This is a genomic window from Saccharopolyspora sp. MMCC62 (assembly GCF_057736575.1).
Window position 1 is genome coordinate 714,255 of sequence record NZ_JBYKCM010000003.1, and the last position, 6,975, is coordinate 721,229.

6 protein-coding genes are annotated in these 6,975 nt (G+C 68.4%); 5 read left to right on the forward strand and 1 reads right to left on the reverse strand.

The features are described 5' to 3' along the window. Nucleotides 1–2 precede the first annotated feature (2 nt). The 4 genes from AC29IT_RS10460 to AC29IT_RS10475 are packed head-to-tail and all read left to right on the forward strand — an operon-like array spanning nt 3 to nt 5,268. Nucleotides 3–317, forward strand: coding sequence for a type VII secretion target (locus tag AC29IT_RS10460; RefSeq protein WP_488218563.1), 315 nt, complete (start codon nt 3–5; stop codon nt 315–317). After that, nucleotides 314–1,015, forward strand: coding sequence for a WXG100 family type VII secretion target (locus AC29IT_RS10465; protein WP_488218564.1), 702 nt, complete (start codon nt 314–316; stop codon nt 1,013–1,015). The genes AC29IT_RS10460 and AC29IT_RS10465 overlap by 4 nt, the downstream gene beginning before the upstream one ends. A 36-nt stretch (nt 1,016–1,051) precedes the next feature. Next, nucleotides 1,052–4,876, forward strand: coding sequence for a DUF6531 domain-containing protein (locus tag AC29IT_RS10470; RefSeq protein WP_488218565.1), 3,825 nt, complete (start codon nt 1,052–1,054; stop codon nt 4,874–4,876). Further along, nucleotides 4,873–5,268 (forward strand): hypothetical protein, encoded by a 396-nt coding sequence (locus AC29IT_RS10475; RefSeq protein ID WP_488218566.1) that lies wholly within the window; start codon nt 4,873–4,875, stop codon nt 5,266–5,268. Before AC29IT_RS10470 ends, AC29IT_RS10475 begins: the two co-directional genes overlap by 4 nt. Before the next feature lie 395 nt (nt 5,269–5,663). On the opposite strand, the gene AC29IT_RS10480 is transcribed toward AC29IT_RS10475, so the two are convergent. Then, nucleotides 5,664–5,870 carry a hypothetical protein gene (locus AC29IT_RS10480; protein WP_488218567.1) on the reverse strand — a complete coding sequence of 69 codons (207 nt, stop codon included), beginning with the start codon at nt 5,868–5,870 and terminating at the stop codon, nt 5,664–5,666. Nucleotides 5,871–6,074: 204 nt separating this feature from the next. Here AC29IT_RS10480 and AC29IT_RS10485 point away from each other — a divergent pair, with 204 nt between their 5' ends. Beyond that, the gene (locus AC29IT_RS10485) at nt 6,075–6,914 is read left to right on the forward strand and encodes a helix-turn-helix domain-containing protein (RefSeq protein WP_488218568.1); all 840 of its coding nucleotides are present in this window, start codon (nt 6,075–6,077) and stop codon (nt 6,912–6,914) included. The last annotated feature ends 61 nt before the right edge of the window (nt 6,915–6,975 follow it).

Sequence of the window (6,975 nt, forward strand, 5' to 3'; positions counted from 1 at the left end):
CCATGGGGGACGGGTTCGGCGTTGAGGCCGATCAGTTGCGCGCGCACGCGCAGAAGATCGAGGCGATCCAGGCGCGGTTCGGGGCGGTGAAGTCGGCGAGCGCGAACATCGCGCAGGACGACCAGGCCTACGGCGTGCTGTGCTCCTGGATCCCCGGGGTGCTGGAAGGACGGCACTCGAACCAGGACGAGCTGCTCGCGTTCGTGGAGGAGAACCTCGCGCAGGCCGCGCAGGCGCTGCGCGACACCGCCGAGGACTACGACCGCCGCGAAGCCGAGACCGGGGACGACCTGCGGGCCGCCGGAGGTGGCCTGTGAGCGGCGATTCCCTGGTCGCGCCAGTCGAATCGACGCAGAAGGCGTGGACCGGGGCGAGCACCGCCGACAGCATCGAGGGCCTGGTCACCTCGATCCAGAGCGGCGACTGGACCAGCGGAGTGCTGTCGGGCGTCGGAGTCGGCCTGGAGGTCGCGTCCGCCGTGCTCGACCCGTTCGGCACCTTGCTGTCCAACGGCCTGGGCTGGGCGATGGAGCACTTCGAGCCCTTGCGGGAAATGCTCGACGAACTCACCGGCATGCCCGACGTCGTCGCCTCCCACGCCGGCACGTGGACGAACATGGCCGCGGAACTGGCATCGATGTCCGAAGACCTGAAGGCGGACCTGGAACGCGACCTGCCCGGCTGGGAAGGGGAGGCCGCCGACGCCTACCGCGACATGATGGGCGCGAACGTGGACGCGGTCGGCGGCCTCGGCGCCACCTCCGCCGCGATGGCCGCCGCGACCGAGGGCGCCGGCGGCCTGGTCCAGATGACCCGCGACATGGTGCGGGACCTGATCGCGGACCTGGTGGCGCGGGTCATCGTGTGGGCGGCGGAGGCGATCTTCGTGGTGACCATCCCGGTCGTGGCCGCGCAGATCGCGTCCGCCGTGGTCAAGTGGGTCGGGAAGATCACCGGCTACATCGGCGACCTGATCGACAGCTTGACCAACCTCACCAAGCTCATCGACGGCTGACCGGGATTCGCACCGGACCTACGTTAAGGCGGGATCGTGGCCAGGAGACCTCGCGGTGGCAACGGCGACGGCGGTGGTGATGCGCCGAGCAGGCCGTCGCAGCGGCACGGGAGCATCGACGCGAGCAGCAGCGTCTCCGGCGCGCAGGACAGCATCCGGCAGACGGCGCAGGCCGGGCGGCCAGGGGGTTCCGGCCCAGCGTCCACCGGCAGCACCAGCGCACCGCCGTCGAGCAACGGGCACCAGACCGGTCCGGACCTCGGCGGTTCCGGCCCGGACAGCACCAAGCCGTCCGGCGCCGACGCGCCCGGCGGTCCGAGCGGAACATCGCCGTCCGGCCGCACCGGCTCTCCCGACGACTCGTCGATCCAGGGCAACAACCGCGGTGCCGACGCCGAACGCGTGCCGGACAAGGACAAGAACACCTGCGGCGACCCGATCGACGTGGCCAGCGGCGACATGGTGCTCGCGCAGACCGACGTGGAGCTGGCGGGCGTGCTGCCGCTGGTGCTGCACCGGACGCACCTGTCGTCGTACCGCGTGGGGCGGCACTTCGGCCCGAGCTGGTCATCCACAGTGGACCAGCGGCTGGAGGTCGACGGGAACGAGGTGTCGCTCGCCGCCGACGACGGCACGCTGCTGTTCTACCCGCTGCCCGCCGACGACTCGCCGGTGCTGCCGCGCACCGGCCCGCGCCGCGCCCTGACCCGCACCGCGGACGGATTCACGATCACCGACGTCGAGCAGGGCCGCACGCTGCACTTCGGCGTCGGGCGCGCGGTGCTGCCGCTGCTGGCGATCACCGACCGCAACGGGCATCGCATCGACTTCGACCGGGACGCGGCCGGAACTCCGCTGGAGATCCGCCACAGCGGCGGCTACCGCATCCGGGTCGACTCCGAGGACGGCTTGATCACCGCGCTGCACCTGCGGGAGGCGGCCGACGGCGACGACCTCCAGCTGGTGCGCTACGGCTACACCGGCCGCAGGCTCACCGAGGTCACCAACGCCTCCGGCACGCCGCTGACGTTCACCTACGACGACACGGGCCGGATCACGAGCTGGACCGACCGCAACGGCGCCTGGTACCGCTACGGCTACGACCACGAAGGCCGCGTCGTGCAGGCCGACGGCTCCGGTGGTTTCTTCAGCGGCACCATGTCCTACGAGGACGGGGTGACGAGCTGGACGAACTCGCTGGGGCAGCGGACCACCTACCACCTCAACGAACGCGGCCAGACGATCCGCGAAGTGAACCCCGCGGGGCACGAGGTCCGCTCCGAGTGGGACGAGTTCGACCGGCTGCTGTCGCGGACCGATCCGCTCGGGCGCACCGTGCGCTACGAGTACGACGAGATCGGCAACCTGCTGGCCGCGACCCGCCCCGACGGTTCGCAGACCCGCTTCGAATACAACGAGCTGCGGCTGCCGACCACGGTGATCGCCCCGGACGGCACGGTGTCCCGCCGCGAGTACGACGAGCGCGGCAACCTGACGCGGCTGCTCGACCCGCTGGGCGCGGCGACGACCTACACCTACGACGAGCACGGCCACCTCACCGCGATCACCGATGCGCTGGGCGGAGTGCGCCGCATCGAAACGGACGCGGCCGGGCTGCCGCTGTCGATCATCGACGCCGCGGGGGCGACGACCCGGTACGAGCGGGACGGTTTCGGCCGGGCGTCGGCCGTGGTCGATCCGCTCGGCGGCACGACCCGGTTCGGCTGGACCATCGACGGCGAACCCGCGTGGCGCACCCTGCCGGACGGCGCCACGGAGCGGTGGCTCTACGACGGTGAAGGCAACCTCCGCACCCACGTCGACGCGCTCGGCCAGGCCACCCACACCGAGGTCACCCACTTCGACCTGCCCTCGGCGGAAGTGCGGCCCGACGGCACCCGGCTGGAGTTCGGCTACGACACCGAACTGCGGCTGACCAGCGTCACCAACGAGCAGGGGCTCGTCTGGCGCTACGACTACGACGAAGCCGGGAACCTCGTGCGCGAGACCGACTTCAACGGCCGCCAGGTCGGCTACCGGCACGACGCGGCCGGGCAGCTGCTGGAACGCACCAACGGCGTCGGCGAGACCACCACGTTCGTGCGCAACGTCCTCGGCGACGTCATCGAACGCCGCACCCCCGGCGCCACGACGACGTTCACCTACGACCTGGCCGGGCGACTCGCCGAGGCGATGGACTCCGACACCCAGATCCGCTTCCAGCGCGACGCCGCCGGGCGGGTGCTGGCGGAGAGCGTCAACGGACGCACCGTGCACTCCGCCTACGACGCGCTCGGTCGGCGCGTGCGGCGGAGGACGCCGTCCGGCGCGGAGAGCGCGTGGGAGTTCAACACCGCCCACCAGCCCACCGCGTTGCACGCGGGCGGCCGGACGCTGCGCTTCGACTACGACGCCGCCGGGCACGAGACCTCCCGCGCGCTCGGCGCGAACGCCGTGCTCAACCAGCACTGGGACGCCAACCACCAGCTGCTGGCGCAGCACATCACCGGAGCCACCGGGCACCAGGTCCAGCAGCGCTCCTACCGCTACCGGGCCGACGGCCTGCTGACCGGCGTTGACGACACCCTCACCGGCCCCCGCACCTTCGAACTCGACCGCGCGGGCCGCGTCACCACGGTGCAGGCCGGCGGCTGGACCGAGCGCTACACCTACGACGCCGCCGGGAACGTCACCGATGCGGCGTGGCCGGTGCCCGCGGGTTCGCCCGACGCCGACGCCGTAGGAGACCGCGAGTACTCCGGCACGCTCGTGCGCCGGGCCGGTTCGGTGCGCTACGAGCACGACGACCAAGGCCGCATGGTCCTGCGCCAGCGCCGGCGGCTGTCGCACAAGCCCGACACCTGGCGGTACTTCTGGGACGCCGACGACCGGCTGACCGGAGTGCTCACCCCCGATGGCTCGCGCTGGCGCTACCGCTACGACCCGCTGGGCCGCCGCGTCGCCAAGCAGCGCCTCGGACCGGGCGACCGGGTGCTGGAACAGGTCGACTTCACCTGGGACGGGGTGGTGCTCGCCGAACAGGCCCGCAGCGGTGGAGCCGGTCCCGGTGGCGTCGGCGGCCCGGAGTTCGCCGACCTGCACGTGACGGTCTGGGACTACGAACCCGGCTCGTTCCGCCCGCTGGCCCAGCGCGAACGCGCACCCCTGCGCCACGCGCCGCAGCAGTGGGTGGACCAGCAGTTCTACTCGATCGTCACCGATCTGGTCGGCTCCCCGGCGGAGCTGATCAACGACCAGGGCGGAGTGGCCTGGTTCCACCGGACCACCCTGTGGGGCAACACCCTCGACCACAGCCGCACCGGCGCCTACACGCCCTTGCGCTTCCCGGGCCAGTACGCCGACCCGGAAACCGGCCTCAACTACAACTTCCACCGCCACTACGACCCGGCTACGGGGCGGTACGGCAGTAATGACCCGATCGGGCTGCTCGGCGGCATGGATAGTCACGCCTACGTTTCGAATCCGATGGAGTTCTCCGACCCGCTCGGTCTCGCGCGGAAGAAGAAGTGTAGTGATGAGATCTTTGAGCGGTATGGGAGCAAGAGTGAAGCTGACTCGATCAATGAGGCTGGGGGTAAGCTTACGCCTAAGCCGGAGCCCCACCATAACAACCCCAAGTGGATCGGAGATCGCGGCACGGTGGACCCGAGAACGCTTGGGCAAGGTAAGAACTATACGCATTCATTCGAGATTCATGCCAAGCCTGGAACCAGGCAGTGGATGCAGGAAAATGGGTTCGAGGTGAAACCGACCAATGAGCCTGGAAGGTATGCCATTCCTGCGAACAAGCTAGACGAGTTCAATCAGCGGGTCAACGGTATCGTCGTCAAGAGAAGGTGACATCTGTGGCGAACCCTAGAGATGATTTCATTGGCGCACTGCTCGCCGTCTCAAAGCAGTCGCAGGTGGATGCAGATGCCCTGATTCTTAGGATTCGTGAATCGATTATCGAATTTGGTTCCGAGACAGACGAGAACGTCGCGTGTGCGGAAAAAATACACGTGAGTGATGTGGAAATGTTCCACGATCAAGTATCCCAAGTCGTTACCGTGGGGGATGGCCGGGTTCCGATTGTTGATATCATGAATTTCACCGAAGGTATTCCTGTTCCAGTGGATGTTCAAGAACAGTTTCCATCGCTATCGCAGGCGGATTGGGATGCTGCGTTGCGTTTGGTGACTCTCGTGATGTCGGCACTTCATCGATCGCCCACGGAAACCAGTGGTTCGTGAGTGAAGCTGTGGCCGGGATGTCTAGGTTTGCGAATCCGCGGACGCGTTCGCCGGACACAGGATTTGGCTACGTCGATGCTGATTCGGTCAGATTTCGTCCTGTGTCTGATGCAGGGTCGGCCTGGTGAAGTTCGGACGGCTTGACCTGTCGGTCGATGTGCACGTGACCTCGGAACACTAATGTCACGCAGCCCGCGCACCGGTTTTCGGCGGGTGGGTTGTTCAGGAGGCGGCGGTGCACCGGGCCGGTGAGGAAGTGGCCGCAGGCGCAGGGGGTTCGGAACGTTTCGTAGCGCGCGGGCACCAGGTGCCATCCGGGTGCCAGGACGGAGGTCATCCACGTGCAGCCGGCCACCGGGTGGTGGCCGGGGAGCGGGACGACTGATCCGCACCGGTCATGAACCGCCATCGCCGTCGCTCCGGGCGAGGGTGGCGAGAGCTTCGTGGATTCGTTCGCACTTGGTCGCGTCGATGGCGGCCCGGTACGGCTGGCGGCAGTAGTAGCAGGTGCGGATGGTCCGTTCCAGTGGTGTCCAGCCGGAGGTCTCCGTCGCGTCCGCGCGGTGTTCGATCATCGATTCGGGTGGTTCGTAGTGCTTCATCGATCAGCCCCCTGCTCGGTCAGGTGAATCCGCGACGCCACTTCCGCTGCGACCGGGTTGTTGCCGAATCCGCTGGTAGTTTCGCCGCGTTTTGGTAGTAGTGATCTTCGTAGGAGCATGGTGATCGCCTCAACCGAGTTGCCGCCTGCGCAGCGGGTGAACCTCGGTCGAGTGCCGTGCGGACGAGAACCGGGGAGTGAGCAGGTGGCAGCGACTCCGAAAGCGCGCGCGTTGGGCATCGCCGTGCGCAAGATCCGCAACGAACGCCAGGTGACGTTGCGCGAGCTGGGGGAGCGGATCGGCCGCCACTCCGGGGAGATCTCCCGTTGGGAGAACGGGGAACGGCCGCTGACGCCGGAGCGGGTCGCGCAGATCCTCGGGGCGCTGGACGTCAACGGGCCGCGCTTCCAGGAGATCGTGTCGCTCGCTTACGAGACGAAGAACCCGCCGTGGGTGGCGACCGCGCTGCCCGAGCGCGACCAGCAGCTCTCGGCTCTGATCGACTTCGAGCAGACCGCGACCCGGATCACCGCGGTCTCCCCGTTGCTGGTGCCGGGTCTGCTGCAGGAAGCGGGATACATCCGGTCGATCATGGGCGCGGGTGGAGTGCCGTCGAGCGAGGTGTCCGCGCGGGTCGCGTTGCGGCTAGGGCGCCGCGAAGTGCTGACCCGAAGCGATCCGGTGACCTTGCGGGCGTTCCTGGGCGAGGCCGTGCTGCACCAGATCGTCGGCGACGCCGGGATCATGGCGGCGCAGCTGCGGCATCTGGTCGACAGCGGACGTTGCCCGAACGTCGAGCTGCGCGTGGTTCCGTTCCGCAGCGGCTGGCAACCGGCGCTGGAAGGCGCGTTCACCCTGCTCGAATCGGAGGTGTCCACGCCGATCGTGCAGTTGGAGAACCGCCGTTCCACCTTGTTCCTGCACGAGGACGACGACATCGGGGCGTACCGCCAGGCCGTCGACCACCTGGACGGCATCGCCCTCGGTGCGGCGGAAACGCGCAGGGCGATGGCCCGACGAATCCTGAGTCTGGAGCGAATGTGATGAGTGAGCAGCGACGGTGGTTGAAGTCCAGCCGGAGTCAGAACGGTTCGGACTGCGTTGA